The 26,626-nt window shown below is 69.4% G+C and carries 20 protein-coding genes and 2 pseudogenes; 13 read left to right on the forward strand and 9 right to left on the reverse strand.

Annotated elements, in window-relative coordinates; all coding sequences use genetic code 11:
- Positions 1–530 precede the first annotated feature (530 nt).
- The gene (locus BLR21_RS01935) at positions 531–2,045 is read left to right on the forward strand and encodes a GMC oxidoreductase (protein ID WP_476737554.1); all 1,515 of its coding nucleotides are present in this window, start codon (positions 531–533) and stop codon (positions 2,043–2,045) included.
- 14 nt (positions 2,046–2,059) lie between these two features.
- Here the strand turns inward: BLR21_RS01935 and BLR21_RS01940 are convergent, their stop codons facing one another.
- From BLR21_RS01940 to BLR21_RS01950, 3 genes are all read right to left on the reverse strand, one after another.
- Positions 2,060–2,539, reverse strand: a complete 480-nt coding sequence (locus BLR21_RS01940) for a carboxymuconolactone decarboxylase family protein (protein ID WP_090003888.1) — start codon at positions 2,537–2,539, stop codon at positions 2,060–2,062.
- Positions 2,536–3,615 (reverse strand): NAD(P)H-dependent amine dehydrogenase family protein, encoded by a 1,080-nt coding sequence (locus BLR21_RS01945; RefSeq protein ID WP_090003889.1) that lies wholly within the window; start codon positions 3,613–3,615, stop codon positions 2,536–2,538. The genes BLR21_RS01940 and BLR21_RS01945 overlap by 4 nt, the downstream gene beginning before the upstream one ends.
- A 102-nt stretch (positions 3,616–3,717) precedes the next feature.
- Positions 3,718–3,948 carry a hypothetical protein gene (locus BLR21_RS01950; protein ID WP_030479800.1) on the reverse strand — a complete coding sequence of 77 codons (231 nt, stop codon included), beginning with the start codon at positions 3,946–3,948 and terminating at the stop codon, positions 3,718–3,720.
- A 148-nt stretch (positions 3,949–4,096) separates the two neighbouring features.
- Between BLR21_RS01950 and BLR21_RS01955 the strand changes: the two genes are divergently transcribed.
- Entirely contained in the window at positions 4,097–4,345 is a 249-nt protein-coding gene (locus tag BLR21_RS01955) for a hypothetical protein (protein ID WP_030479799.1), read from the forward strand.
- A complete protein-coding gene (locus BLR21_RS01960; protein ID WP_090003890.1) occupies positions 4,342–4,545 on the forward strand; it encodes a cold-shock protein in 204 nt (67 codons plus the stop codon). The genes BLR21_RS01955 and BLR21_RS01960 overlap by 4 nt, the downstream gene beginning before the upstream one ends.
- A gap of 62 nt (positions 4,546–4,607) precedes the next feature.
- Here BLR21_RS01960 and dinB read toward each other — a convergent pair whose 3' ends face one another.
- Positions 4,608–5,798 (reverse strand): DNA polymerase IV, encoded by a 1,191-nt coding sequence (dinB, locus tag BLR21_RS01965; protein ID WP_090003891.1) that lies wholly within the window; start codon positions 5,796–5,798, stop codon positions 4,608–4,610.
- Positions 5,799–5,833: 35 nt separating this feature from the next.
- The gene (locus BLR21_RS01970; RefSeq protein WP_176929412.1) at positions 5,834–6,799 is read right to left on the reverse strand and encodes a serine hydrolase domain-containing protein; all 966 of its coding nucleotides are present in this window, start codon (positions 6,797–6,799) and stop codon (positions 5,834–5,836) included.
- 176 nt (positions 6,800–6,975) lie between these two features.
- Here BLR21_RS01970 and BLR21_RS01975 point away from each other — a divergent pair, with 176 nt between their 5' ends.
- Entirely contained in the window at positions 6,976–8,535 is a 1,560-nt protein-coding gene (locus BLR21_RS01975) for an ArnT family glycosyltransferase (RefSeq protein WP_256334384.1), read from the forward strand.
- A gap of 133 nt (positions 8,536–8,668) precedes the next feature.
- Positions 8,669–10,474: a trypsin-like serine protease gene (locus BLR21_RS01980; protein ID WP_090004445.1), complete on the forward strand. Its 1,806-nt coding sequence runs from the start codon at positions 8,669–8,671 to the stop codon at positions 10,472–10,474.
- Positions 10,475–10,544: 70 nt separating this feature from the next.
- Here BLR21_RS01980 and BLR21_RS01985 read toward each other — a convergent pair whose 3' ends face one another.
- Both BLR21_RS01985 and BLR21_RS01990 read right to left on the reverse strand, forming a co-directional pair.
- Positions 10,545–12,077 carry a S8 family serine peptidase gene (locus BLR21_RS01985; RefSeq protein WP_090003893.1) on the reverse strand — a complete coding sequence of 511 codons (1,533 nt, stop codon included), beginning with the start codon at positions 12,075–12,077 and terminating at the stop codon, positions 10,545–10,547.
- A 20-nt stretch (positions 12,078–12,097) separates the two neighbouring features.
- Entirely contained in the window at positions 12,098–13,657 is a 1,560-nt protein-coding gene (locus BLR21_RS01990) for a S8 family peptidase (RefSeq protein WP_090003894.1), read from the reverse strand.
- Positions 13,658–13,790: 133 nt separating this feature from the next.
- Between BLR21_RS01990 and BLR21_RS01995 the strand changes: the two genes are divergently transcribed.
- Complete coding sequence (locus BLR21_RS01995) at positions 13,791–16,688, forward strand: ATP-binding protein (protein ID WP_256334385.1); 2,898 nt, start codon at positions 13,791–13,793, stop codon at positions 16,686–16,688.
- 34 nt (positions 16,689–16,722) lie between these two features.
- Here the strand turns inward: BLR21_RS01995 and BLR21_RS02000 are convergent, their stop codons facing one another.
- Complete coding sequence (locus tag BLR21_RS02000; RefSeq protein ID WP_090003896.1) at positions 16,723–17,040, reverse strand: bifunctional 3-phenylpropionate/cinnamic acid dioxygenase ferredoxin subunit; 318 nt, start codon at positions 17,038–17,040, stop codon at positions 16,723–16,725.
- Between the two features lie 168 nt (positions 17,041–17,208).
- Here BLR21_RS02000 and BLR21_RS02005 point away from each other — a divergent pair, with 168 nt between their 5' ends.
- From BLR21_RS02005 to BLR21_RS43455, 6 genes and pseudogenes are all read left to right on the forward strand, one after another.
- A complete protein-coding gene (locus BLR21_RS02005; RefSeq protein ID WP_090003897.1) occupies positions 17,209–17,991 on the forward strand; it encodes an IclR family transcriptional regulator in 783 nt (260 codons plus the stop codon).
- A 210-nt stretch (positions 17,992–18,201) separates the two neighbouring features.
- Positions 18,202–19,287, forward strand: a complete 1,086-nt coding sequence (locus tag BLR21_RS02010) for an S-(hydroxymethyl)mycothiol dehydrogenase (RefSeq protein ID WP_090003898.1) — start codon at positions 18,202–18,204, stop codon at positions 19,285–19,287.
- The gene (locus BLR21_RS02015) at positions 19,284–21,731 is read left to right on the forward strand and encodes a GcvT family protein (RefSeq protein ID WP_218130712.1); all 2,448 of its coding nucleotides are present in this window, start codon (positions 19,284–19,286) and stop codon (positions 21,729–21,731) included. The genes BLR21_RS02010 and BLR21_RS02015 overlap by 4 nt, the downstream gene beginning before the upstream one ends.
- Positions 21,732–21,773: 42 nt before the next feature.
- Positions 21,774–22,907: an aromatic ring-hydroxylating oxygenase subunit alpha gene (locus tag BLR21_RS02020; RefSeq protein WP_090003899.1), complete on the forward strand. Its 1,134-nt coding sequence runs from the start codon at positions 21,774–21,776 to the stop codon at positions 22,905–22,907.
- 183 nt (positions 22,908–23,090) lie between these two features.
- A pseudogene (locus BLR21_RS02030) lies at positions 23,091–23,567 on the forward strand (glycine cleavage T C-terminal barrel domain-containing protein); the annotation flags it as partial.
- Positions 23,568–23,759: 192 nt separating this feature from the next.
- Positions 23,760–24,577, forward strand: a pseudogene (locus BLR21_RS43455) (sarcosine oxidase subunit gamma family protein).
- Here BLR21_RS43455 and BLR21_RS02040 read toward each other — a convergent pair.
- Positions 24,574–25,116, reverse strand: coding sequence for a class I SAM-dependent DNA methyltransferase (locus BLR21_RS02040; RefSeq protein ID WP_090004447.1), 543 nt, complete (start codon positions 25,114–25,116; stop codon positions 24,574–24,576). The pseudogene BLR21_RS43455 and the gene BLR21_RS02040 overlap by 4 nt on opposite strands.
- 155 nt (positions 25,117–25,271) lie before the next feature.
- Here BLR21_RS02040 and BLR21_RS02045 point away from each other — a divergent pair, with 155 nt between their 5' ends.
- The gene (locus tag BLR21_RS02045; RefSeq protein ID WP_090003900.1) at positions 25,272–26,558 is read left to right on the forward strand and encodes an MFS transporter; all 1,287 of its coding nucleotides are present in this window, start codon (positions 25,272–25,274) and stop codon (positions 26,556–26,558) included.
- The last annotated feature ends 68 nt before the right edge of the window (positions 26,559–26,626 follow it).

Raw genomic sequence — 26,626 nt, forward strand, 5'->3', positions numbered from 1 at the left:
CGCTGCTCAGCGAGCGGCGCGCAACGAAGACCAGCGCTTGGGAGAACTCAAACGGTGTACAACGGCACGTCCTTGTCCAGGGATCAGTCCGGCAGGAACGTAACGGCCTGGGGCCGCACCACTCCACTCAATTTCGGCAGGGACGCGTCAGAACGTCCACAACGGACTGGTGCCACGCGTCCTCGCCACGGTCGGATACCGAGGGCATCGCTCGATTGCCGGGCGGCCATGCGTGTCCGTACGCCCCCGGATCGTGTGGTCGTACCGGGCCGTACGGGTTGCCCGCTCCACCCGCGGATCTCGCCGCCAAGACCCTCACCTGCGTCGCGCACCTGGGCGAACCGGGACTACCAGGTAGTGACTTGATCTACAACCGCCGGTATAACTTGTTCTCATGCGCCCACAGTGAGGAAGATCACATGACCCACACAATGACGTGTGACAACGGTTTCAAGGGTCCTTCACGACGTTCGTTCATTGCTGGAACAGGTTCTATTCTGGGAGCTGTCGCACTCGGCGGTGTCACGCCGGTGGCACAGGCGGCGGCTTCGATCGCGGACGGGGCGGTCGTGCCCGCCCTGGTGATCGGCACCGGATACGGCGGAAGCGTGGCGGCCCTGCGTCTCGCTCAGGCCGGTGTCGACGTCCACATGGTCGAGATGGGCATGGCGTGGGACACCCCCGGTGCCGACGGGAAGATCTTCGCCAACACCACGAACCCGGACCAGCGGTCCTTCTGGCTGCGCACCAAGACGAAACAGCCACTCAGCAACTTCCTGGGCTTCCCGATCGACAGGGCGATCCCGCGCTACACCGGCATCCTCGACGCCGAGGACTTCGCCGGCATCACCGTCTACCAGGGACGCGGCGTCGGCGGCGGCTCGCTCGTCAACGGCGGCATGGCCGTCACGCCGAAACGGGAGCACTTCGGCGACGTCCTGCCGACGGTGAACCCCGACGAGATGTACGGCACCTACTATCCGCGCGCCAACGCCGAGCTCGGGGTCAACATGATCCGGCCGGCCTGGTTCGACACCACCGAGGCCTACCAGTACGCGCGGGTCGGCCGGAAGCACGCCCAGCGGTCGAACTTCCCGTACGTCTTCGTGCCCACCGTGTACGACTGGAACTACATGGAGCAGGAGGCGGCGGGAACGGTGCCGAAGTCGGCGCTGGTGGGAGAGATCCTCTTCGGCAACAACCACGGCAAGAAGTCGTTGCAGCAGACCTACCTCAGCAAGGTCAGGGCCACCGGGCGCGTCACCATCTCGCCGTTGCACCGGGTCGTCGGCGTCGTGCCCGCGACGGGCGGTTACAAGGTCACCATCGAGCAGCTCGACACCAACGGCGACCCGGTCGCGGTCAAGGAGGTGACTGCGGCCAAGGTGTTCTTCGCGGCGGGCAGCGTCGGCACGAGCAAGCTCCTGGTGAAGCTCAAGGCCACGGGCGCGCTGCCGAACCTGAACAGCGAGGTCGGCAAGGGCTGGGGCGACAACGGCAACGTCATGTGCGGTCGCGCGAACCACATGTGGGACCCGACCGGCAAGCTGCAGTCGTCCATCCCGACCCTGGGCATCGACAACTGGGCCGCGGGTGGTGCCTTCGCCGAGGTGGCACCCCTGCCGACCGGCATCGAGACCTACGCCTCGTTCTACCTGTCGATCACGAAGACCCCGAACCGCGCCCAGTTCACCTGGAACGCCGCCGCGGGCAAGGTCGACCTGAACTGGCAGACGGCGTGGAAGAACGTCTCGATCAACGCGGCGAAGTCCATCTTCGACCGGATCAACTCAAAGGAGGGGACGATCTACCGGACCGACCTCTTCGGCGTCTACAAGATCTGGGGCGACCACCTGACGTACCACCCGCTCGGCGGCGCGATCCTGAACAGGGCCACCGACAACTACGGGCGCCTGCACGGCTATCCGGGCCTGTACGTGATGGACGGGTCGCTGATTCCCGGCACCACCGTGGTGAACCCGTTCGTCACCATCACGGCGCTGGCCGAGAGGAACATCGAGAAGATCATCGCCACCGATCTCTGAGTCCGGGGTGGACGTCAGAACTTCGGTAGCACGCAGATGGCGTCGAGGCCGAACACCCGGTTCAGCCTGCCGAACACGAGCCAGGCCCCGACGCTCATCGTGAGTTCCACGATCTCCACCTGACTGTAGTGCGCGGTCATGCGCGACCAGAACTCGTCGTTGAGACCGTGGTGGTCCAGTGCGTACCGCTCGGCGTACTCCGCGGCCAGCCTCGCCCGGTCGTCGAAGGCGTCGGTGGTGCGCCACTGGGTCACCGCGTCGATGAAGTCGTCCTCGACCTTCTCGCCGTCGCGTTCGGTCCGCCATTCGAGGCAGAACATGCAGCCGTTGATCTGCGCGATCCGCAGCCGCGCCGCCTCGAACTCGCGCAGCCCCAGCGTGGTGTGCTGGTACACGGCCAGCGAGAGGTTCGCGGCGGCCATGCCGATGCCCGGCACCAGCTCGCCCCACACGTATCCGATGGGGTCCTTGCCCTCGGGGATGTCGATGTTCACCGCTTGCTCCTTCCGAGTTTGCCGGCTGCGGGCCGCAACGGGACGTCGAGCGCGTCGTAGAGGCCGGGCTCGGCCTCGGCGAGCCAGTCGATGGCGTTGACGATGCGGCCGACGGCGGTCGCGTTGCCGCCCGCGGAACGGTTCTCGCCCTCGTCGGCGGACTCGACCGAGACCTCGATGCGCGGCCGGCCCTCGATGATCACCTTGTGCGTGCCGTCGCCGGACGGCGGCATCGGCCAGTCCGTCGCGCACGAGCTGTGGATGCGCGTCACGTGCTCGATGACGATGAGCGGCTCGCCGTCCACGATGCCCTGCACCTCGAACCGGATCGCGCCCTGGGTGCCCTTCTCGAACTCGCCCATCGTCCGCGTCGTGACCGTCTCGTCGAGCGCGCGCCGGTCGACGGTCTCGCGGATCTCGTCGAGCTCGACCCCGAACGCCCTGGCCATCAACCGGACCTGCCCGCCCCACACCATGGTCGGCACCGTCGGCATCAGCATCGGCGCCTGGTAGTCGAGCGGCTGCCCGAACCCGATCAGCCACCGCACCGCGTCGGGCTGGTCGTAGGTGGAGTAGTCGAAGATCTCCTGGCAGCGCACCGCGTCGATGGTGTGGCCGAGCCCGCTGACCAGCAACGGCAGCACGTCGTTGCCCCAGCCGGGATCGACGCCGGAGACGAACAGCGACCCGCCGCCCTCCTTGATGGCGGCTAGAACCGGTTCTCGAAGTTCGGGCGGCGCGCTGCGTGGGTCGTACAGCGCGTACAGCGACGGCGTGACGACCACGGCGCCCGCGCGGATCGCCCTGGTGATGTCGGCCAGCGCGTCGTCCGGCCGGATGTCGCCCGACGCGGCGTACACCACGGCACGCGGACTCGTGGCGAGCACCGCGTCGATGTCGTTCGTGGCAGCGACTCCGAGCTCCTGCTCGATCCCGGCGAGATCGCCGGCGTCCCGGCCGACCTTCTCGGGGTTGTGGACGACCACGGCCGTCAGTTTCAGCGCCGGATGGGCATCGACGGCGCGAATGGCGGCACGGCCGACGTTGCCGGTGCCCCACACCACTGTGGCGATCATGTGCTGCAGATTACCTAGAACACGTTCTAGTTGTACAGCGTCCAACCGGCGCGAAGCGGCCGCTTGATCAGGTGTGGGGCTGCAGGCCTGGTGGGCGCGTGCTCAGCGGTTCGAGTGCGGGAACCGGCCGTCCGTGCTGCCGAGCGCCACCAGTCCGGTGTACTGGTCCTGCCACGACCTCTCGGTCGCGAGCAGGTCGGCGAGCCGCTGCACCCACGCCTCGTCGACCGTTCGCGCGGTACCCGAGGCCAGGTGGCGGGCTGTTTCCTCGCGGGCCTTGAGCCATTCGGACAGCGTGGGCGAGAGCGCCGGTCCACCTTCGTCTTCGGGCATGGGCCGACGATACGCGGTGCTCATGGTGCTTGTCCCTGGTCAGTGGGCTACTGTGGGACGGGTTGGGGTACCAGCCGACGGCAACCAGCCGCTGCGGTCCCCGATCCCGTCCGGTCCGGTGTCTCCGGCCGGAGAACGGAGCACCGGCTTGCAGCCGGAATTCCAGTCTTCCCCTTCCTCGCCTTCCCGGTTCGGCAAGCCGCGTCACGCGGCCCAGGACTTCGCGCAAGCGAGGCTGGCCGCCGAGACCACCGGGCTCCAGCACCAGCGCCAGGCCGCCAAGCGCGTGGCCGAGCACGCTCGTGACGTGAGCGACTGCCGTGATCTGTTGTCCATGCTCGGCCTGGCGAACCTGCCGGCGTCCACCGCAGTCAGCGTCGAAGGAGCTCGCAGGTGACTCGAGGAACTGTCAAGTGGTTCAACGGCAGCAAGGGCTTCGGCTTCATCGCTCCCGAGGGTGGCGGGCCTGACCTGTTCGTGCACCAGTCCGAGGTGCAGGACTACGGGCACCACGGCATCGCCGACAACCAGGCCGTGGAGTTCGAGATCGGTGAGGGGCAGAAGGGGCCGCAGGCTCGCGCCGTGCGCCTCGTCTAGACCTGTCCACTGTGGAGTGATCGGTCTCCGGCCGCTCACTCCACGGTGATGAAGCCGCGTGGTCAGTCCGGCAGCAGCGGCACGGAGATGCCGGGATCGCGGCCGAGCAGCGTCGCCCGCGTCACCGACCTCGACCCGAAGCGATCGCGCACGTGGTCCAGCGCCGCGTCCAGCGCGGCCGGTTTCCGCTCCTCGAACGGCAGCGCCAGCTGCATCGGCGCGTCGTTCTGGAGATTCGTGAGCGAGACGCCCAGCAACGTGATGCCGCGGCTCTCGATCATCGGCGTCGCGGTGCCGAGCAGCTCCCGCGCCGCCGCCAGCAGCACCTCGGTCTCCGTCGTCGGGTGCCGCAACGTGTGCGAACGGGTCGCGCGCGTGAAGTCCCCGAACCTCAGGCGCAGCACCACGGTCCGGCACGCGCGCTCGGCCGTGCGCAGCCGCCGTGAGATGCCGTCGATCAGCGACGCGAGGGTGGCGTCGAGGTCGTCGCGGGTGCGTTCCCGGCGGCCCAGCGCACGTTGTGAGCCGATCGAACGGCGGCGCCGTCCTGTCTGGACCGGACGCGGGTCGTGGTTGTGCGCCAGCGCGTGCAGGTGCCGCCCTGCCGCCCGGCCGATCATCGAGACCAGCGCCGCCTCGCCGAGCCCGGCGACCTCGCCGACCGTGCGCAGGCCCAGGGCGTGCAGCTTGGCCGCCGTCACCTCGCCGACGCCCCACAGCCGTTCGACGGGCAGCGGGTGCAGGAACTCCAGTTCGCGGTCGGCGGGCACGACCAGCAGTCCGTCCGGCTTCGCGACCCCGCTCGCGACCTTGGCCAGGAACTTCGTCCGCGCCACGCCGACCGTGATCGGCAGACCGGCCTGCGCGAGCACGTCCGCCCGCAGTCGTGCGGCGATCACCTCCGGCGGGCCGGCGATCCGGTGCAGGCCACCGACGTCGAGGAACGCCTCGTCGATCGACAGGCCTTCCACCAGCGGCGTCGTGCCGCGGAACACCTCGAACACCGCCTTGCTCGCGGCGGTGTAGGCCGACATCCGCGGCGGTACGACGATCGCGTGCGGGCACAGCCGCCGTGCCCTCGCGCCGCCCATCGCCGTGCGCACACCGAACGCCTTGGCCTCGTAGCTAGCGGCCAGCACCACTCCGCCACCCACGATCACCGGACGGCCGCGCAGGCTCGGATCGTCCCGTTGCTCGACCGACGCGTAGAACGCGTCGAGGTCGGCGTGCAGGATCGGGGTGCTCACGAACACATGTTCGCATCCGTCACCCGTTCAGAACAGTCCCGTCAGGACATGAGTGCGCGCGCGATCGGCCAGGCGCCGGGCGAGGTGTTCGACAGGACGGTGATGGTGGTGCCGGTGTGCGGGTCGTGAGTGGACTTGAACGACTCACCGGCGTCGTACCCGGCGAGGATCACGGTGTCGCTGGTCTGGTGCAGCCAGAACCCGAGACCGTAGCGCAGCGACTCCTCGGGCACGTCGTGGCGCGGCCTCGTGACCAGCTCGGCGTCGCCACCGGCGAACAACGCCCGCCAGAACTTCGACATGTCGCCCGCCGTCGTGTGGATGCCGCCGTCACCGGTCGCCAGCACCGGCAGGTGGAAGACGTTCGAGCGGTCGAGGCCCTCCAGGTAGCCGACGGCGGCGTCGGCGGGCAGTTCGTCGGAGCGCAGGAAGCCGGTCCTCGTCATGTCCGCCGGGCGGAGCACCCTGGAGCGGACGAGGTCGTGGTAGCCCTGCCCGCTGACCCGTTCGGCGAGAAGGGCCAGCACCACATAGCCACCGTTGCAGTACCCGAACCGTTCGCCGGCCTTGAACTTGGCGGGGATCCCGTCCAGCAGCGGCAGGAAGGCCTCCGTCGTGGTCAGCAAGTGCACGGCGCCGATCACGTAGTCGTTCGCCTCCCAGTCGCCTTCCTCGTCGAGGTAGTCGCCGATGCCGGACGTGTGCGTGAGCAGGTGCTCGACCGTCACGTCGTCGGCGATCAACGGCAGGTCGTCGCCGAGCACGGAACGGGCGGTGGTGTCGAGTGCCAGCTTCCCCTCGTGGATCAGCGATAGCACGGTCAGTGCGGTGAAGCCCTTGCCGCCGCTGGCGATGCCGAACCTGGTGTCCACGGTGTTGGGCACGCCGTACGCCCGGTTGGCGAGCCCGTAGGCCTTCGCGAACTCGATCTCCCCGGCGCGGTCGATCTGGACCACGCCGGAGAAACCGGTGTCCTCGGCGATCCTGTCGATGTCTCCCAGTGGCATTCGCGCAGGTTAGCCCTGTGCCGCTGCCTCGCTGAAACGGATTTTCCGCTGACCGGACCGGCCGGGCGGCCTCGGCCGGGGGACTTCCGTAGCGACGTATGGAGCAACCGATCCGGCGGGCATCCCGTTTCGGGAAGTGTCGGGTTCGTTCACCCATCCGAGAGGACCGAGCGGTCTTGTCGCTCGCCACGATCCAACGCCCCGCCGAGGCGTCGCCGGTGCCGGTGAGAGCACCGCGGCGCTGGCTGTTCGTGCTGGCCGCGGCCGTGCTGCTGGCCCAGATGGCGATCGCGATGATCACCACCGCGGTCGGGCAGACGCCGACCGTCGACGAACCGGTCTACCTCGGCGCGACGGTCGTCCAGCTGGAACAGCACAGCCTCCGCTACAACCCCGAGCACCCGCCGCTGGGCAAACTGATCATGGCGACCGGGCTCGCGTTCGCCGACGTCCGCCTCGACCCCGGCTTCCAGGGCGACCAGACCGAACTGGGCAGGCACCTGCTCTACGAGTCGGGCAACGACCCCGGCGAACTGCTGCTGGCGGCCCGGCTGCCGATGATCGTGCTGACGCTGCTGTTCGGGGTGGTCGTCCTCCTGTTCGCCCGCGACCTCACGAACACCTCCGGCGGCCTCGTCGCGCTCGCGCTGTACACGTTCTCGCCTGACCTCGTCGCCCACGGATCACTGGCCACGCTGGACGTTCCGGCGGCCGGGTTCCTGCTCACCTCGGCCTGGCTGCTGTGGCGGGCGCGCACCGACCCCGCGCTCTGCCTGCCGCTCGCCGGACTGGCCCTCGGCGCGGCACTGGCGACCAAGATGAACACCCTGGCCGCGGTCCCGGTGCTGCTGTTCCTGGCCTTCTGGCACGCGCGCGCCAAGGCCGTGCTCGCGATGGTGCTGATCGCGATCGCCGTCGTGTGGGCGTCCTACCTCGCCGTGGACCCGTTGCTGCGCTGGGAGACCCCGCCGGACCTGCCGGGCGCGCCGGTCGGCCTGCTGCCGTTCCCCGAGCCCTACCTCGACGGCCTGCGCGTCCAGCTGGGGTTCGAGAACCGCGTCTGGGGCGGCTACCTCTTCGGCACGCACTACGAGGGCTCGCACTGGTACTACCTGCCGGCCGCGCTGCTGGTGAAGACACCGCTCGGAGCCCTGCTCCTCTGGGCGGCCGGAGCCGTCGCCATGATCAGGCGCCCGGCGGCCGGGTACGTGCTCGCTCCCGCCGCCGTGCTGCTGCTGTTCGCGATGACCGGCAGCCGCGACCTCGGCGTCCGGTACGCGATCTTCGTGCCGATGTTCCTGGCGGTCGCCGCCGCGACGGTCGCGCACCGCCGCTACGCCGCGCTCGCGGTCGCCGCGGTGGCCGCCAGTTCACTGTGGACGTTCCCCTACTACCTGCCGTACTCCAACGAGATCTTCGGCGGCCCGTCCAAGACCCACCTGCACCTGCACGACTCGAACGTCGACTGGGGCCAGGACCTGGGCAGGCTGGCCGACCGCCTGAAGCGGTACCCCGGCGAACGGATGTGGCTCGTCTACAAGGGCTCCGGGGTGCCCGAGCACTACGGCATCCACGCCGCCGACCCGCGCGGGGTGCTGCCGGACCAGGTGCACGGCCTGCTCGTCGTGTCCAACACGGCCATCGCCAAGGCCGACGACGCTCTGCGGGCGCTCATCGACACGAGCGCGCCGATCGACGTCGTGGGCCACTCCATCACGATCTTCCGCCGGCCGTAGGGAGAAAGTTCCGTACCCCTACGGATGCGGACCCTGATTGTTCCGCACGTGCGGGGCTCCGACAGTGATCGCAGCGAACGGCCGCCGTCCCTGCCCTGAGGTGGGCCGTTCCGAGATCCGGAGAGGAACCAACGTGACGAGAACACCACGGTCCTGGGGCCTGCTGGCCCTGGTCGCGGCCACGGTGCTGACGCCGGTCAGCATCGCGAACGCCGCACCGCCGAACGCCCCTGCGGCCAACTATCTGGGGGACACCGTCCCCGCCAACCTCGGTGACGCCTCGCCCATGTTCGTCGGCGGGCAGAACGCCACCGTGAGCGAGTTTCCCGGCATCGTCGCGGGCATCCGCGCCGGTGGCACCCGGCCGGAGGGCCAGACCTGCTCCGGCACGGTCGTGGCGCCGCGCAAGATCCTGATCGCGGCGCACTGCGCGGATGCCCAGGGGGAGAAGAAGTTCGTCTACGGGCTCGACGACCTCAAGGACTACCAGGGCGGCGCCGGTACCGGCTTCGCCGTCAACGTCGTCAGCTACAAGAAGCACCCGAAGTACGTCAACTTCGACCAGGGTTACGACGTCGCCGTCGTGACCGTGGACCGCGACATCGCGCTCAAGGGCGGTGCCGCGTACCCGACGTTCGCCACCTCGGCGGACGCCGGTGGTGCCGCGCCGGGCAGGACCGGACTCGGTTTCGGCTACGGCAAGAAGGACTTCAACGACAACTCCCAGGACGTCACCCTCGACAAGGCGAGCCTGCCGGTCGTCAACGGGGACAGCGTCTGCCAGGGCGTCGGCGCGGGCTTCAAGTCGGCGACCATGATCTGCGCCGGGTACTCCGACGGACGGATCTCGATCCTGCCCGGTGACAGCGGCGGCCCGCTGATCTTCGACGGCAAGATCTACGGCGTCGCGTCGTGGAGCCGGTCGGACTTCAAGTGGTACTCGATCTATGCCCGCCTCGACAACGACATGGGCGACTGGGTCAGGACCGAGGTCGGCCAGCAGCCCCCGGTCGGTGACTTCGGGCTGACCGTCGCACCGGGCAGCGGTTCGGTGGCGGCGGGCAAGACGCTCTCCGCGGGCATCACCACCACGGCCGGTTCGGGTGGCGCGGAGAACGCCACGCTGTCGGCGAGTGGCCTGCCCAGCGGGGTGAAGGCGGTCTTCCAGCCGACATCGGTGACCACCGGCAACTCGGCCAAGGTCACGTTCGACGCGAGCACCACGGCACCGAACGGCACCTACGAGGTCTCGATCACGGGCACCACGTCGAGCGGCAAGACCGCGTCCGGCAAGTACTCGCTGACCGTCACCGGTGGTGGCGACCCGCAGCCGGGCGACTTCACCCTGGGAGCCTCGCCGAGCAGTGTCAAGGCGGCCAAGGGCAAGTACGTCTCCACGACCATCTCGTCGAACGGCGACGGCCAGACGATCACCCTGTCGGCTTCGGGCGTGCCCAGCGGCGTGAAGGCCACGTTCCAGCCGGCCACGGTGGGTGCCGGCAGCTCGTCCAAGCTGACGCTGGACGTCTCCAGCACCGCGACCGCCGGCACGACCGGCATCACGGTGACCGGCACGGACGCGGGCGGGAAGACCGCCACCACGACGGTGTCTCTCACGGTCGAGGGCACCGATCCGCCGACCGGTGAGGTCACGGTGACCGCGTCGCCGTCGTCGGCCAGCGTCAGGCAGGGCATGCTGGCCCAGACCCTGGTGAAGGCCGCAGGTGGCACCGGCAACCTGACGCTGACGGCGTCCGGTGCGCCCACCGGTGCATGGATGTCGTTCAACCCGGCCACGATCGGCCAGAACGGCAGCAGCAACGTCTGGATCTTCACGAACTTCTCCACCCCGCCCGGCACCTACCCGATCACCATCAAGGCCACCTCGGCCGACGGGAAGACCGGCACGACGACGTTCACGCTGACCGTCACCCGCTAGACCCCGTTGGGGGAACAGGGAAAGAGCCCCGGAGCCACCAGGCTCCGGGGCTCGTTCTGTTACGCGACACTCAGACCGTCAGGGTCCAGGTGTCGATGTTGCCGACGTCGTAGGTGTAGATGTCGGTCACCTGCAGCTTCCAGGTGCCGTTGCGCGCCTCCGAGGACAGGTCGACGGTGTAGGTCTCGTGGACACCCGCCGAGGACGAGGCGCCGCCCGCCTTCTTGAGCACGTAGGACTTGCCGGACGGGCTGACCAGGTCGATGGCCAGATCGCCGGTGTAGGTGTGGTTGATGTCGACCTTGACGGTTGCCGAGGCCGTGGAGTTGCCGGTGCAGCCCGAGATCGTCACCGACGACGAGACGGCGGTGCCGGTGTCCGGAATGGACACATCGTCGCCGTTCGTGCCTGGGCCGCACACCTGGTCGGGACCGCCGCCGATGAAACCGCTGTAGAGCAGCTTGTTCGGCGAACCGGTGCCCGGGTTGGTGACCTTGCCGTCGGTGGCGTTGTTCACCAGCGCGTCACGCAGGGCCTGTGGGCTCGCGGACGGGTTGGCCGACAGGTACAGGGCCGCGACCCCCGCGACGTGCGGGGAGGCCATGGACGTGCCGGACATGTTCGTGGCGCCGCCGTTCAGCCCCAGCGAGGTGATGCCGTCACCGGGGGCGAAGATGTCCGTGCAGCTACCGAAGTTGGAGAACGAGGCACGCGCGTCGTTGGTCGAGGTGGCGTTGACCGTGATCAGCGACGCGATCTTGGCGGGGCCGGTGGAACAGGCGTTGGTGGAGCTGTTCCCCGACGCGGCGGCCATCTGCACGCCGGAGCTGATCATGCCGGCGATGGCGTCGTTGCCGATGTCGGCGGTGTCGAAGGTCCAGGAAGCGTTGACCACCGCGGGCTTCTGCGCGTTCGCGGTGACCCACTCGATGGCCTTGACACCGGCCGAGTCAGGACCGCTGTTCCCGCAGCTCGCGCCGAGCATGCGGACCGAGACCAGCTTGGCCTTCTTCGCCACGCCGTAGGTTCTCGAGCCGACCGTGCCCGCCACGTGCGTGCCGTGACCGGAGCAGTCCTGACCGTTCTGACCGTCCTCGATGAAGTCGGCGCCCACGGACGCGCGTCCCTCGAAGTCGGCGATCGAGGTTTTGATGCCGGTGTCGGTGACGTAGACCGTCACGTTCGACGCGCCACCGCTGGGGTAGGTGAACTTCTTGTCCAGCGGCAGGTTCGCCTGGTCCACGCGGTCCAGGCCCCACGTCGGGTTGGTCTGCACGTCCAGCGCCTTCGCGGTGCCGTCCTGGTAGACGGCCTTGACGGCCGGGTCGGCCGCCAGCCTCCGCGCCGCGGCCTCGGTCAGGTTCTTGACCTGGAAGCCGCGCATGGCGTGGGAGAACACGGCGTCGAGAGTGCCGCCGTACCTCTGGGTGAGAGCGCTCGACGACGCCTGGACGGCGGCGCCGGGCTTGAGGGACACGATGAAGCTGCCGCCGGCCACGGGGTTCTTGGCCTTGACGAAGTCGGCCTCGGCCGCCTGTGCCGGGGTGGCCAGCAGGGCGGAGGCGACGATCAGCACGGCGAGCCCGCAGGTGGTGCGATGCATGGGAATCCTTCCGGGCGTCGTCAGAACGTCAAGGTCCAGGTGTCGATGTTCCCGGCGTCGTAGGTCCAGACGTCGGTCACCTGCAGCTTCCACGTGCCGTCGCGGTTCTCCGCGGAGGCGTCGACCGTGAAGGTCTCGTGCACACCGGCGGACGAGGTGGCGCCCTTGGCCTTCTTGAGGCTGTAGGTGGCGCCGGACGGACCGACCAGGTCGATGGCCAGGTCGGCGGTGTAGGGGTGGTTGATGTCGACCTTGACCTTGGTGGTGGCCGAGGCCTTGCCGGTGCAGCCGGTGACGCTCACCGACGACGTGACCGCGGTGTTGGTGTCCGGAATGGACACGTCGTCACCGTTGGTGGCCGCCGGGCACTCGGGGTCGGGGCCACCGCCGCCGATGAAGCTGATGTTGAGCAGCTTGTTCGGCGAGCCCTGGAGATCGGTGATCTTACCGGTCGTGGCGTTGTTCACCAGCGCGTCGCGAACCTGGGCAGGGGTTGCGGACGGGTTCGCGGACAGGTACAGCGCGGCGGCGCCGACGACGTGCGGGGTGGCCATCGAGGTGCCGCCCATGGACGTGGTGCCGCCGCCGTTCCTGGTCGACGTGATGTTCGAGCCGGGCCCGAAGAGGTCGACGCAGGAGCCCCAGTTCGAGGCCTGCCCGCCGGTGTAGATCGAGCGCCTGTCGGCCGAGTCGCTGGCGGCCACCGTGATGCCTTCCGGCACGCGGGCGGGGGAGGTGTTGCAGGCGTTGCCGTTGTTGTTGCCCGCCGCCAGGCCGAACGTCACGCCGGTCGCGATCGCGCGCTTCACCGCGTTGTCCACAGTGGAGTCCGCGCCGCCGCCGAGGCTCATGTTCGCCACGGCGGGTTTCGTCGCGTTCTGGGCCACCCAGTCGATGCCCTTGATGATCTGCGAGTACTGCCCGCTGCCGTTGCAGTCGAGCACGCGGACCCCGACCAGGTTCACCTTCTTCGCCACGCCGTACGTCTTCGATCCGACCGTGCCGGCGACGTGCGTGCCGTGACCCTGGCAGTCCGACGCGTCCGGGTCGTTGTCGATGAAGTCGTAGCCGTCCGTGGCCCGGCCCTCGAAGTCGCTGTGCGGCTTGTAGATGCCGGTGTCCAGGATGTACGCGGTCACGGTCGGGGCCGTGTTCGGGTACGTGTACTTCGAGTCGACGGGCAGGTTCGCCTGGTCGATCCGGTCCAGTCCCCAGGTCGGGTTCGTCTGGGTGTCGGAGATGCTCGCCCAGCCGTCCTGCTGCACGTAGGCCACCGACGGGTCGGCCGCGAGCCGCCGCGCCGCCGCCTCGTCCAGCTTCACGGCGAAGCCGCGCACCGACGCGACATAGGTGTTGCTGACCTTGCCGCCGTGCTTGCGGGCGAGGCCGAGCGCCTTGGCGTTGGTGGTCGGGACGTCGGTGGCACCGTCCTTGAAGACGACGATGTAGCTGCCCGCGACGGGCTTGTCGCTCTTCTGGATCGAGCCCGTCTGAGCGGAGACGGGGCTGCTCACCGCCGCCGCGACGGCCAGGCCGAGGCCGGCCGCCGCGAGCACGCGTGTTGTGCGATCGAGTCGCATCTCGGGTTCTCCGTTCTGGCCGCCACTGCAGGGATGGGCGGCACGTGCCGATCACCATCGATCGAGGCCGAACGGCGAACAATCCGGATATCTCTACGTAGGGATACCCGTCTTTCACATAACATCGGTGCGGATGAGCCGGACACCGAAGTCCAGGGCGCGGCGCTGCGACCCCGGCGGACTGATGCGCACCAGCTCGCCGGTGCTGGTGGGCCGAGGTGACCAGCTCGGCGCGCTGCGGACGGCCGTGCCGAGCCAGCCCGCGGTGATCATGATCGAGGGCGAGGCGGGCGTCGGGAAGTCACGCCTGGTGCGCGAGTTGCTGGACACCGATCTGGGGCCGCTCCTCGTCCTCATGGGCCACTGCCAGCCGGTGGGGGAGCCGTTCCCGTACGGCGCGGTGCTGGAGGCGTTGCGCGACTGCACGGATCGCCTGGCGCGCAACCACTCGCGGCTGAGCCCGGTGTCGGGTGTGCTCGGTTCACTGTTGCCGGAACTCGCTGAGTACCTGCCCGCGCCGCCGCCTCCTACCGGTGACCCGAGGGCTGATCGGCATCGGCTGTTCCGAGCTCTCCGCGAGCTGCTCGGGGTGCTCGGGCCGGTGCTGCTCGTCGTCGAGGACCTGCACTGGGCCGACGACGGTTCCCGGCAGCTGCTGCGGTTCCTGATGGGCGATCCGCCGGCCAATGTGTCCATCGTGGTCACGTACCGGCGCGAGGACGTGCCCGGCGGTGTGCCGCTCGGCTCGGCGTACCGGCCGCCCACCGGCATCACCAGCGCGTTGCTCGAACTCGAACCGCTCGACGTGGCCGAGGTGCGGGCGCTGACGTCGGCGATCCTCGACGGCGAGGCGGTGTCGGCGGAGTTCGCGGCCAAGCTGCACGAACGCACGGCGGGCATCCCGTTCGTGGTCGAGGAGACGTTGCGGGCGTTGCGGAATCCCGCCGGTGCCGTGCACGCGGACGGAGCCACGGCACGCAGGCTGCTCGACAACGTGGACGTTCCGGTCCTGCTGCGCGACGCCATCGCCGAACGCCTGGCCGCCCTGCCCGTCGCCGCCACCCGGCTGGTCGAGGCCGCGGCGGTGCTGGGCGCGCCCGCGTCCGCCGAACTGCTCGGCGAGGTGGCCGAGATCAGTGAGAGTCGTGCTGCCTTGACGCACGCGCTGACGGGCCATGTCCTGCACGAGGTCGACGCACGGCGGTACGGCTTCCGGCACGCGCTGGCCCAGCAGGCCGTCTACGACACGTTGAGCGGACCGGACCGCCAGGACCTGCACCGCCGCGCGGCCGAGGTGCTCGACAGGATCGAACCACGCCCGCTGGTCCAGCTCGCCGAGCACAGCGAACGCGCCGGCCGCACGTCCGCGTGGCTGCGCTACGGCGAGGCCGCCGCGGACAGGGCGGTCGAGAACGGCGACGCGGGCACGGCCACCGCCCTGCTGCAACGGCTGCTGCTCGACCCGGCCGTGCCCGTGGCCGACGTCGACCGGCTGGCGATCAAGCTCGGCAAGGTCGCCCACCAGGGCCTCGACCAGCTGGACCCGACCGAGGCGCTGGAACGCCTGCTGTCGGACCGGCGCCTGTCGACCGCCGCGCGGGGGCAGGTCCGGCACTACCGGGGTGTGCTGCTGATCCGCCAGGCGGGCGGAATCGAGGAGGCCCGTTCCGAGCTCGAACGGGCCGTCGCCGACCTGACCGAGCTCCCGGACCTGGCCGCGCGGGGAGAAGCCGTGCTGGGACTGTCCTACCTGGGCGTGACCCCGATGAGCGAGGTCCAGCCCTGGCTCGACCGCGTCAGCCGGGCACGCGCCGCCGAGACCGACCCGGAGCAGAGAATGGCGTTGTACGCCAACGAGGTCGGCTCCAAGATGCACACGGGCGACCCCTCGGTGCTGGCCGAGTGGGAGTTCCGGCCCGCGTCCACCCCCGGCGAACTGCGCCAGCTCGCCCGCGCCCACTGCAACCTCGCCGACGCCATGACCACGACCGGCCATCTCGGCCGGTGCGCCGACCTGCTGCGCGACGGCCTGCGGTTCGCCGCCGAGTGCGGTGCCCCGTTCGTCGCGAGCACCGCCCACGCGACGAAGGCCCGCCTCGACTGGATGACCGGCGACTGGGACGGCCTCGCCGACCGGGCGTCGAGCCTGCTCGACGAGTACCGTGACCTGTTCCCGCTGGCCAGCGAGCTGTGCCTGGTGCTCGGCTCGCTGGCGATGGCGCGGGGGGAGTGGGCGGAGGCGACCAGCTACCTCACCGAGACCGGCGCGTTCGCGCCCGAGGAGTCGATCATTCCGGTCGCCGTCGCGGGCTGCGCGGCGCTCGCGAGGACCATGCTCGCGCAGGACGAGATCACCCGCGCCTGCGTGGACGTCGACCGAGGCCTGGCGATCGTGCGCACGAAGGGCGTGTGGGTGTGGGCCACCGAACTGGGCCCGGTCGCCGTGGCCACGTTCCTCGCGGCCGGCCGGGAGACCGACGCCGAGACGCTCATCGAGCAGATCGCGGCGGGGATCGAGGGCAGGGACGCCCCGATGGCGTTCGCCGCCCTCGCCTGGTGCCACGGCCTGCTCGCCGAGGCACGCGGTCAGCTCGACACCGCCATCTCGTTCTTCCGCGAGGCCGCCGACCGGTACTCGGTGCTGCCCGCGCCCTACCCCGCCGCACTGGTCGCCGAACGTGAAGCCGCGTGCCTGCTGCCGTCCGACCAGGAGAAGGCGGCCGAGATCCTCTCGGCCCTGGTGGACACGTTCGACGGCCTGGGCGCCACCCGTGACGCGGCCCGGTGCCGGCACCAGCTGCGCAGCATCGGCGGCGGCAAACCGTCGCGGCGCGGCAGGCGCGGCTACGGCGACGAGCTGTCGCCACGTGAGCAGGAGGTCGCCCGGCTGCTGGTCGCCGGCCACACCAACCGCAAGATCGCCGACGTGCTGTTCCTGTCGCCGCGCACCGTCGAGCAGCATGCGGCACGGGTGCTGCGCAAGCTCGGGGTGTCGTCGCGGGCAGAGCTGCAGGCCGAGGACCTGGCTTAGAGCTCGGCGTTGGTCATGGTGACAGCGGCCATTCTCACGCCACGGCCTCTTGGCCGCCCGTGTCCACGTAGATCACGCCGTCCCGCACCACGACCGGGTACGTGCGCACGGCCTTCTTGGCGGGCAGACACGTCGGCATGCCCGTGCGGAGGTCGAAGAGCGCGGCGTGCAGCGGGCATTCCACGAAGCACCCCTCCAGCCAGCCCTCGGACAGCGACGCGTCCTGGTGACTGCAGGTGTCGTCGATCGCGTAGAGCTCGCCGTCCGCGTTGAAAACCGCGATCGCAGGCTTGCCGTCAACCCGCACGGACTCGCCCGGTGGCAGGTCGTCGACGGCGCAGGCGGTGATCATCAGGAACCCTCCGTTGCGTATTACGGAACTGGGTGTGCGATACGCAACAGCAGAATGACGGAGGCGTTCGGGACGCGTCAAGGCTCAAATGCGACGGGCGCCCTCTCGGGGCAACGTCCGGGTGTCCGTTCGCAACACAGCGTTGCGCCAATCGGATAGTGTTGCGTGATGGGCAACAACGGGGAGGCGCGCGACCCGGCGCTGGTGCAATCGGTCGATCGGGCGGTGGCGGTGCTGGAACTGCTGGCCCGCAACGGGGAAGCGGGGATCACCGAGATCGCCGCCGAGCTCGGCGTGCACAAGTCCTCCGCGTCCAGACTCGTCTACACGCTCCAGGCCCGTGAGCTCGTGGAACAGGACGGCGAACGCGGCCCGTTCCGGATCGGCATCGGCATGCTCCGCTTCGCCGGGGCGGTGAGCGGTCAGCTCGACTACGTCCGGGTGGGAGCTCCCGTCTGCTCGGCGCTGGCGGATCGGCTGGGGGAGACCGTCAACATCGCGATCCTCGACAGCGACGTGGCCCTCAACGTGAGCCAGGCGCGGGGGAGTTCGGCGGTGGCGGCGCAGAACTGGATCGGCCAGCGCACGCCGTTGCACGCCACGTCGAGCGGCAAGGTCCTGCTCGCCGCCGCGCCGCCGGCCGAGCAGGAACGCCTGTTGTCCGGCAACCTGGAGCCCTGCGCCCCGCGCACGATCACCGATCCCGTGAAGCTGCGCTGCGTGCTGCGCCGCACCGCCGAGGACGGGTTCGCCACCTGCATGGAGGAGCTGGAAGCCGGTCTGCACGCGGTCGCCGTGCCCGTGTTCGGCTCCCGTGGCGACGTCGTGGCGGCGATCAGCGCCGCCGGGCCCGCCTACCGGCTCTCGCAGAAGCGCATGCCCGAGATCGTCGAGGAGCTGCGGGTCGCGTCCCGTGACCTCTCGGTCCGCATGGGGCATCCCGTGCTGTGAAAGAGATTCAGGAATAGCGAGCCCCCGGCCACGGCCGGGGGCTCTTGTGCTTTTCGGATGCCTCCGTCCGTGCGACAAGGGCTTGACAACGGCCCGTTCGGGCCGCACCGTGATGCGCTGTAGTTGCATAATGCGAATCTCGTTGCGTATTGCGGAACTTTGCTCGGCGAAGAACCCCCTCCAACTCCACGTCTGACAGGAGCGTTCGCAGTGGCACATGCGGTGAAAGGTGTCGTGGCGGCGGGGCGCGGGGCCAGGGTCTCGGTCGAGACCATCCTCGTGCCTGACCCCGGCCCCGGTGAGGCGCTGGTGGCGGTGCGGGCCTGCGGGGTCTGCCACACCGACCTGCACTACCGGGAGGGTGGGATCAACGACGAGTTCCCGTTCCTGCTCGGGCACGAGGCGGCGGGGGTCGTCGAGGCTGTCGGCGCCGGTGTGACCGACCTGGCGCCCGGCGACTTCGTGATCCTGAACTGGCGCGCGGTGTGCGGCTCCTGCCGCTCCTGCCTGCGCGGCCGGCCGCAGTACTGCTTCAACACCCACAACGCCGCGCAGCCCATGACGCTGGAGGACGGCACGCCGCTGTCACCCGCGCTGGGCATCGGCGCGTTCGCGGAGAAGACGCTCGTCCACTCGGGACAGTGCACGAAGGTGAACCCGAAGGCGCCGGCGGAGGTCGCGGGCCTGCTCGGCTGCGGCGTGATGGCGGGCATCGGGGCCGCGATCAACACCGGCGGCGTGACCCGGGGCGACAGCGTGGCCGTGCTCGGCTGCGGTGGTGTCGGTGACGCGGCCATCGCGGGTGCCCGGCTGGCGGGGGCGCGCACGATCATCGCCGTCGACCTCGACGACACGAAACTGGAGTGGGCGCGGCGGTTCGGTGCCACACATACGATCAACGCACGCGAGCAGGACGTCGTGGAGGCGATCCGCGAGCTCACCGAGGGCAACGGCGCCGACGTCGTGATCGACGCGGTCGGCCGCCCGGAGACGTTCCAGCAGGCGTTCTACGCCCGCGACCACGCCGGCCTCACCGTGCTCGTGGGTGTGCCTACCCCGGACATGAAGCTTGAACTGCCATTGATCGACGTGTTCTCGCGCGGCGGCGCGGTGAAGTCGTCCTGGTACGGCGACTGCCTGCCGTCACGTGACTTCCCGATGCTGATCGACCTGTACCTGCAGGGCCGGCTCGACCTCGGCGCGTTCGTCTCGGAGACCATCGGGCTCGGCGACGTCGAGAAGGCGTTCGAGGACATGCACCACGGCCGCGTGCTCCGTTCGGTGGTGGTCCTGTGACCCAGCCGAGAGTCGTGCTGATCGGCGCGGGCATCGTCGGATGCGCGCTGGCCGACGAACTGACCGCGCGTGGATGGACCGACATCACCGTGCTCGAACAGGGACCGCTGTTCGCGACGGGCGGGTCGAGCTCGCACGCGCCGGGCCTGGTCTTCCAGACCACCGGCTGTAAGACCATGACCTCGTTCGCCAAGTACACCGTCGAGAAGTACACGGCGCTGACGCTGGACGACCAGTGGTGCTTCCAGCAGCTCGGCGGCCTGGAGGTCGCCACCACCCCGGAACGCTGGACGGACATCAAGCGCCGCCACGGCTGGGCGACGTCGTGGGGCGTCGAGAGCTTTCTGCGCGATCCGGAGGAGTGCGCGCGGCTGCACCCGTTGCTCGACCCGGCCAAGATCCTCGGCGGGTTCCACATCCCGAGTGACGGCATCGCGAAGCCATTGCGCGCGGCCGAGGCACAGGCACGCAGGGCGATGGAACGCGGCGCGAAGTTCCTGGCACACCACAAGGTCACCGGCATCGAACGCACCGGCCGCCGGGTGAAGGCCGTCGTCACCGAGCACGACACCTTCCCCGCTGACGTCGTGGTGTCGTGCGTCGGCATGTGGGGCCCGCGGATCGGGCGGATGGTCGACCTCGACATCCCGCTCGTCCCGATGGCCCACCAGTACGCGAAGACGGCACCCTTGGCGGCGCTGAAGGGCGTCAACACCGAGCTGTCCGAGATGTCGAAGCCGTTGCTGCGCCACCAGGACGCGGACCTGTACTTCCGCGAGCACGTCGACCGTATCGGCATCGGCGCGTACGGGCACCGCCCGATGCCGATCTCGGCGGACGACATCCTCGACTTCGACGTCGCGCCGACCATGCCGTCCGAGATCGCGTTCACCCCGGAGGACTTCGAGACCTCCTGGGACGCCGCCGTCGACCTGCTGCCGGTGCTGGCCGACTCGAAGGTCGAGGAAGGCGTCAACGGCCTGTTCTCCTTCACCCCGGACGGCAACCCGCTGCTCGGCGAACACCCCGGCCTGAACGGGTTCTGGGTGGCCGAAGCGGTGTGGATCACGCACTCCGCCGGTGTCGCCAAGGCGATGGCCGAATGGCTGGTGGACGGACAGCCGACCATCGACCTGCACGGCTGCGACCTCAACCGGTTCGAAGACGTCCAGCGCTCGCCCGGTTACGTGCACGAACGCAGCTGCCGCGCGTTCGTCGAGGTCTACGACATCCTGCACCCGCTGCAGCCCGCCGAGAACCCACGGCCGTTGCGCACCAGCCCGTTCTACGAGCGGCAGCACGAACTCGGCGCGGTGTTCCTCGAAGCGTCGGGCTGGGAGCGGCCGCACTGGTACGAGGCCAACGCGGACCTGCCCGAGGTGGCGGAGATCCCGGAGCGCAACGAGTGGGCGTCCCGGTTCTGGTCGCCGATCGCGGGCGCCGAGGCCCTCGTCGCACGTAAGCGGGTCGCGATGTTCGACATGACGGCGCTGAAGCGGCTGGAGGTCAGCGGCCCGGAAGCGCTGACGTTCCTGCAGACCATGACCACCAACCAGCTCGACCGCAAACCGGGCGCGGTGGTCTACACGTTGCTGCTCAACGAGGACGGGGGAGTGCGCAGCGACCTGACCATCGCCCGGCTCGGCGAGAACCGGTTCCAGGTCGGTGCCAACGGCCCGCTCGACCTCGACTGGCTGCGCAGGCGCATGCCACCCAACGGCGGCGTGCACATCACCGACATCACCCCCGGCACGTGCTGCATCGGCCTGTGGGGGCCGCTGGCCCGCGATCTCCTGCAACCGTTGACCCGCACCGACTTCTCCCACCAGGCAATGGGCTACTTCAAGGCCCAGGAAGCCTTCGTCGGTGACGTGCCGGTCACCGCGATGCGCCTGTCGTACGTCGGTGAACTCGGCTGGGAGCTCTACACCACCGCGGACATGGGGCGTCGTCTCTGGGACACACTCTGGGAAGCCGGGCAGGAGCACGGTGTCATCGCCGCCGGCCGCAGCGCGTTCACCAGCATGCGGCTGGAGAAGGGCTACCGCTCGTGGGGCGCCGACGTGACCACCGAGCACGACCCGTTCGAGGCGGGGCTGGGCTTCGCGGTCCGGATGAACAAGGGCTACTTCCACGGCCGCAAGGCGTTGGAGGGCAGGTCGGAGGAGACCGTGGCCCGCAAGCTCACCTGCCTGGTCATCAACGACGACTACCAGGTCGTGATGGGTTCCGAACCGGTGCTCGCGGGCGGGGTGGCGGCCGGGTACGTCACCAGCGCGGCGCGTGGCTACTCGATCGGCAAGAACATCGCCTACGCGTGGCTGCCTGCCGAGGTGGCCGTCGAGGGCACGCCGGTCGAGATCGAGTACTTCGGGGAGCGCGTCGGGGCCGTGGTGGCCTCCGAACCGCTCTTCGACCCCAAGATGACGCGGATCAGGTCCTGACGCGCGATCCCTCCTCCTCTGACTTCTCTTCACGGAGCCACCATGACCGCGACCGAACTCCCGTCGAGCCTGATCCCCACGTTGCCCGGCCACACCTACACCGACCCGGCGATCTTCGCGCTGGAGCAGCAGAACATCTTCGAGCGGATGTGGTTCTGCGCGGTCCGCGCCGCCGACCTGCCGGACGCCGGCAACTTCCGGACCGTCCAGATCGGACGCGAGAGCGTCCTCGTGACCCGCTCGCGCGACGGCTCGCTGCGCGCGTTCCTCAACATCTGCCGGCACCGCGGCGCCAAGCTGTGCGTCGAGGAGACCGGCACGGTCAAGCGCAACTTCCAGTGCCCGTACCACGCCTGGACCTACGGCCTGGACGGCAAGCTGGTCGCCGCGCCGAACCTCACGTCGATGCCGGACATCGACCGCGTCGAGTACGGCCTCAAGCCCGTACATCTCAGAGAATGGCTCGGTTACGCCTGGCTGTCGCTGGCCGACGAGCCCGCGTCGTTCGAACAGACCGTGCAGCAGGACGTGCGGGAGCGCCTGGGCAACCTCGACGCGATCGGCAACTACCAGGTCAGCGAACTGGAGCTGGGCAGGCGGATCACCTACGACGTCAAGGCCAACTGGAAGCTCATCATCGAGAACTTCATGGAGTGCTACCACTGCGCGACCATCCACCCCGAGCTCACGGAGGTCCTGCCGGAGTTCGCGGACGGATACGCGGCGCAGTACTACGTCGGGCACGGCGCGGTGTTCGGCGAGGAGATCAAGGGCTTCACCATCGACGGCAGTGAGGGCTTCGAGAACCTGTCCGGCGTCGCCTCCGACCAGGAACGCCGGTACTACGCGATCACCGTGCGGCCGCAGGTGTTCATCAACCTCGTGCCGGACCACGTGATCATCCACCGGATGTTCCCGATGGCCGCCGACCGCACGATCGTCGAGTGCGACTGGCTCTACGCCAAGGACGTGGTGGCGTCGGGCAAGGACGTGTCGCGGTCCGTCGAGCTCTTCCACCGCGTCAACGAGCAGGACTTCGAGGCCTGTGAACGGTGCCAGCCCGGCATGTCGTCGCGGGCCTACGCGCAAGGGGGTGTGCTGGTTCCCTCCGAGCACCACATCGGGGAGTTCCACCGCTGGGTGCAGGACGAGCTGACCGTCAGATCGACGCCCTGATCGCCTGTTCGAAACCGATGACGTGCTGGGAGGCGAGTTCGCTCGCCTTCTTCGCGTCGCCCTCGATGATCGCGGTGAGGAGGGCACGTGTTCGTCGACGTGACCGGCCATTCCGGACAGGCGTGGCAGGAAGACGCACCAGATCCGGTGTGGGAGGCGTTGATGGCGGCGGGGGAGAAGTACGGCATCACGCCGTACGGCACCGAGACCATGCACGTGCTGCGCGCCGAGAAGGGCTACCCGATCATCGGCCAGGAGACCGACGCCACGGTCACGCCGCAGGACCTGGGCATGTCGTGGGCGGTGTCGAAGAAGCCCGACTTCATCGGCAAGCGCTCGTTCGCCCGTGCCGAGAACAACCGCACGGACCGCAAGCAGCTCGTGGGGCTCCTGTCCGTCGATCCGGCCGTGTTGCTGCCGGAGGGGTCGCAGATCGTGGAGACCGACCGGCTGCCCGAACCGCCGGTCCGGATGCTCGGCCACGTCACGTCCAGCTACCCGAGTGCCGCTCTGGGCCGGACGTTCGCGCCGGCGCTGGTGCGCTCCGGCCGCGAACGCATCGGCGAGACGCTGTACGTGCCGGTCGAGGACTCGCTGGTGCCGGTCACCGTCACCGAATCGGTGCTGTACGACAAGGAAGGAGCCCGTCGTAACGGTTAGTCCCCTCGCTGCCTGGCGCGACCGGCTGGCGGCGCTCGCCCCGGTGCTGGACGTCGCCGAGGTGCCGTTCCGCTCGCAGCTCACCGTGCGCGTGTCCGACCCGGACGCCGTCGCGGCGACGGGCTCGGAGTCCCGTTTTCTTCCGCTGCTTGCACTTTCGCCTCGGGCACCGGACGATTCGGGGACGTCGAGGTGCTCTGGCTCGGCCCGGACGAGTTCCTCGTCACGGCCTCGCCCGGCCTGCAGGTCACGATCGAGGAGGTGTTGCGTGGCGCGCTCGGTTCCTCCCGTGGGTCCGTTGTGGACACTTCGGCTCAACGCACGACCGTGGTCCTTCAAGGGCCGCTCGTCCGGCAAGTGCTGGCTCACGGATGTTCCGTGGACCTGCACCCGGCTGCGGCTCCCGTCGGCACTTGCGTGCAAACACTCCTCGCCAGGACCGGAATCGTCCTGCAGGTGACCGGCGAGGACCGGTACACGCGCACCGCGTTCTCGTGCGACTCCTCTGACGCAGACGATCTCGCGACGGAGTTCGCGAAGGTGGCGAGCCAGTTCGCGATGGAGTTCGACCTGTGGGACGACCGGCCGCCGCGCGTCCTCGTGATGGTCTCGAAGGCCGGCCACTGCCTGAACGACCTGCTCTTCCGCTGGCGCGCGGGCAGTCTCGGCGGGGAGATCGCCGCCGTCGTGTCCAACCACGAGGACCTGCGGCCGATGGCGGAGGCGGCGGGCCTCGACTTCGTGCACGTGCCGAACACCGCCGGCACCAGGCACGCCGCCGAGCAGCGCCTGATCGAGCTCGTCGAGGAGAATACCAGGCCGATCTGGTGGTGCTGGCGCGGTACATGCAGGTGCTGTCGAACGACCTGCGCGTCGACCACTCCTACGACCCGCGCGCGCTGACCGCCGCGGGCCGCGACGCCGAGGCGCTCGCCCTGTCGCGGGCGGTCCGCTGGCACTGCGAACACCGCGTCCTGCTCAACGGCAACGGCACGGTCGTCTTTCGCTAGGGCTTGCGCACCAGCAGCTGGGCCTGCAGGAACCGTTCGCCCTCGACCGGCTCTCGCACCAGCCGTCCGACCTCGGCGAAACCAGCCTTCCCCAGCAGATCCGCGAGACTGGAGGGCGACCAGCGGTAGGCGAGCGTCACCTTGTGGTCGAACTCCTGCGGCTCGGGATCGTCACCCGCGAAGAACCCCAGCAGCAGATGGCCTCCCGGTGCCAGCACGCGGAAGAACTCGGCGAACACGGTCGGGAGCTCGTCTGGCGGCAGGTGGATGACCGAGTAGAACGCCAGAATGCCGCCGAGAACCCCGTCCCCGAGGTCCAGCGCGGTCATCGACCCCTGCTCGAACCTCAGTTCCGGATGCGCTTCGCGGGCGAGAGCGATCATGGCGGGGGAGAGGTCGAGCCCGAAGACGTCCAGCCCCAGCGAGTGCAGGTGCGCGGTCAGGTGGCCGGGGCCGCAGCCGAGGTCCGCCACCGGGCCGTCGGCGAGTTCGGCGAACGCGGCCAGCATCGCGCGTTCGAGCGGACGGGTGTCGAGCATGTCGCTGAACAGTTCGGCGTAGAGGGAAGCGACGGCGTCATACGGGGTGGGCACGGCGAAAATCCTACAACGAATTAATGTGAGTCTATTGCTGTTGCCAGTGTTCGGCTGTTGCACCGTCGACGCAAACCTGTTCTCGTGCTTATAGTTTGGCCGTGATTTCCGTGCTGCGCGATCCGGTCTACCGGAATCTGTTCGGCGCCCAGGTCGTGGCGCTGACCGGAACGGGACTGGCGACCGTCGCGCTCGGCCTGCTGGCCTACGACCTGGCCGGGCCGGAGGCGGGCGCGGTGCTCGGCACCGCGCTGGCGATCAAGATGATCGCCTACGTCACGGTGGCGCCGATCGCCACGGCGTTGCTCGGCGCGTTGCCTCGCCGAGCCGTGCTGGTGGCGCTGGACCTCGTTCGCGTCGGGGTCGCGGCGATGCTGCCGTGGGTCGGCGAGGTGTGGCACGTCTACGTGCTGATCTTCCTGCTGCAGGCCGGATCCGCCGCGTTCACGCCGTTGTTCCAGGCGACCATCCCGGAGGTCCTGCCCGACGAACGGGACTACACCCGCGCGATCACGTTGTCGCGCACGGCCTACGACCTGGAAAGCCTCCTCAGCCCGGCGCTCGCCGCCGCGGCTCTGACGTTGGTGAGCTTCCACGAGCTGTTCCTCGGCACCGCTCTCGGGTTCGCGGCATCGGCTCTGCTCGTGCTCTCCGTCGCTCTGCCGCGCCCGAAATCGTTGCCGCGCAAGGGTGACTGGTACGACGCCACCACACGGGGCATCCGCATCTACCTCGCCACCCCGCGGTTGCGCGGGCTTCTCGCCGTGCACCTCGCCGCGGCGGCCGCGGGCTCGATGGTGTTCGTGAACACCGTGGCGCACGTGCGGGACGGCCTCGGCCGCGATGCGTCCGACGTCGCCGTCGCACTGGCCGCGAACGGGCTCGGATCGCTCGTCGCGGCACTCACCCTGCCCCGGCTGCTCGACCGGTTCGCGGATCGCGTCGTGGTGTTGCGCGCGGCGGTCCTGCTGGTCGTCGTGCTGTTCGCGGGGACGGTGTTCGCCGGGCACTGGCAGACATTGCTGGTGCTGTGGGCGTTGATCGGCGCCGGGTGCTCGCTCGCCCTCACGCCGGGCGCGCGTCTCCTGCGTCGCTCCGCCGATCCCGCGGACCGCCCGGCGTTGTTCGCCGCGGACTTCGCGCTGTCCCACGCGTGCTGGCTGCTCTGCTACCCGCTCGCGGGCTGGGTGGCGACGTCCGCGAGCACGGCCACGGCCTTCCTCGTGCTCGGCGCGGTGACCGCCGTGGCCGCGGTGATCGCCGTGAAGTTCTGGCCCACGCACGATCCGGAAGTGGTCGAGCACGAACATTGTGACGCCGCGGGCGTTGTGTGGACACACGCTCACGAGTTCCGCATCAACGACGAGCACGTTCGCTGGCCGCGCTGACTGAACAGTTAAACAATGCGCCTTCGAGGCAGGCCGGAATACCGTTTCCACACCCTGCCTTTTGAAGG

The sequence above is a fragment of the Lentzea albidocapillata subsp. violacea genome (assembly GCF_900100275.1).
Lineage (GTDB): Bacteria > Actinomycetota > Actinomycetes > Mycobacteriales > Pseudonocardiaceae > Lentzea > Lentzea violacea.